At 39.8% G+C, this 1,151-nt stretch carries 2 protein-coding genes; both read right to left on the reverse strand.

Features of this window, described 5'->3' with window-relative positions; all coding sequences use genetic code 11:
- Positions 1-125: 125 nt before the first annotated feature.
- Positions 126-461 (reverse strand): hypothetical protein, encoded by a 336-nt coding sequence (locus NL647_RS27100; protein WP_253650916.1) that lies wholly within the window; start codon positions 459-461, stop codon positions 126-128.
- Between the two features lies 1 nt (position 462).
- Positions 463-1,056, reverse strand: a complete 594-nt coding sequence (locus NL647_RS27105) for a hypothetical protein (RefSeq protein WP_065090365.1) — start codon at positions 1,054-1,056, stop codon at positions 463-465.
- Positions 1,057-1,151: the final 95 nt, after the last annotated feature.

Genomic DNA, 1,151 nt, shown 5'->3' on the forward strand with positions numbered 1-1,151 from the left:
TAACGCCCTGTTAAGGTGTGAGCAACGCAATACTGAAGCTACCGCATGCCACCTTAAACACTAAACGCAACGCATAGCAAAAATGCCAAGCGTTGCGAATCACTCTTAAACAGATTGTTATGTGTTTATCTTGCCATTGGTAATGCAACTGGGATAGTGAACTTAATTCTACTGATTGAACTTTGGCTATCACTACTCGCTCCGGTCGAAGACTGAGTAATTGAACCTACAGTAATTTCCGGCACCGAATTGATATTGCTCTCAGAGACTGATACTGCAACATCGAAGTCAATTTCATGAACTGGAACAGAATCTTGTCCCTGCACAAAAAGTCGTGCTCTAGCTCCGCCTACAGCTCTAGGGTTAACTAAAGCGCCATTTCTTTTCGCGTATTCTGATGCTGAGTTTACACCATCGATTATTTGCTTAATCGTTTCTTCTACATATTGGTCTAACTTCATATCACAAGCCCATTGCTCCCACGATGAGAGAGCCTATTGATGCAATATTTCCCAAAGCTGGGAGGGCGCTAATCATACTTGTAACAATCGTTTTATTTGGCTTGGGACTTTCGAGCTGCCCTTCAATTACGTCAACAACACCTAACGCTTCTTCAAGCTCATGAGGCTCTGTTACAACTTTTTGAATTTCTGAACGTAGTTGCTTTATATAGCTGCCTATATCGTTAGCAACTATATTAAAAGAATTGTCTGTACTCTGATTATTTACTCGCGAGTTATCACCATGCAGGTGATAGGTATTGTGTGTAACATTCATTTGACTAGGCATTGCAGGCGCAACACCTTCTTTTTCTACTTGGAGTTTATAATGAGCTGGAAAACTTAACACACTCGCTTGATAAACAGGATCCTTAACACAGTACCGTTCTGAAATGCCATTCTCTAAGGACCTTACAATGGTGTCACCTACATCGATAGCTATATCACCTTTCATAAGTATCTGCTTCTGAGAAACTTGCGCTTTCAAGTTTTCAAAAACCTGACCATTAGCCTTTAATAAAGAAATGCTATCAACTAAGAACTCATCTATATTCATATGGAACCTATGCAATCACACACTATAAAAGGGGATTTTAACAAAACAAAATACCGATAGATATAGTCATGATATCGTGCAGAAACACATAACGC

The organism is Vibrio sp. Y29_XK_CS5, assembly GCF_024181835.1.
Taxonomy (GTDB): Bacteria; Pseudomonadota; Gammaproteobacteria; order Enterobacterales; family Vibrionaceae; genus Vibrio; species Vibrio harveyi.

Bases quoted from the DNA above. Each gene is read 5' to 3' on its own strand.
- NL647_RS27105 (WP_065090365.1), bottom strand. From the start codon at position 1,056: ATGAATATAGATGAGTTCTTAGTTGATAGCATTTCTTTATTAAAGGCT.
- NL647_RS27100 (WP_253650916.1), bottom strand. From the start codon at position 461: ATGAAGTTAGACCAATATGTAGAAGAAACGATTAAGCAAATAATCGAT.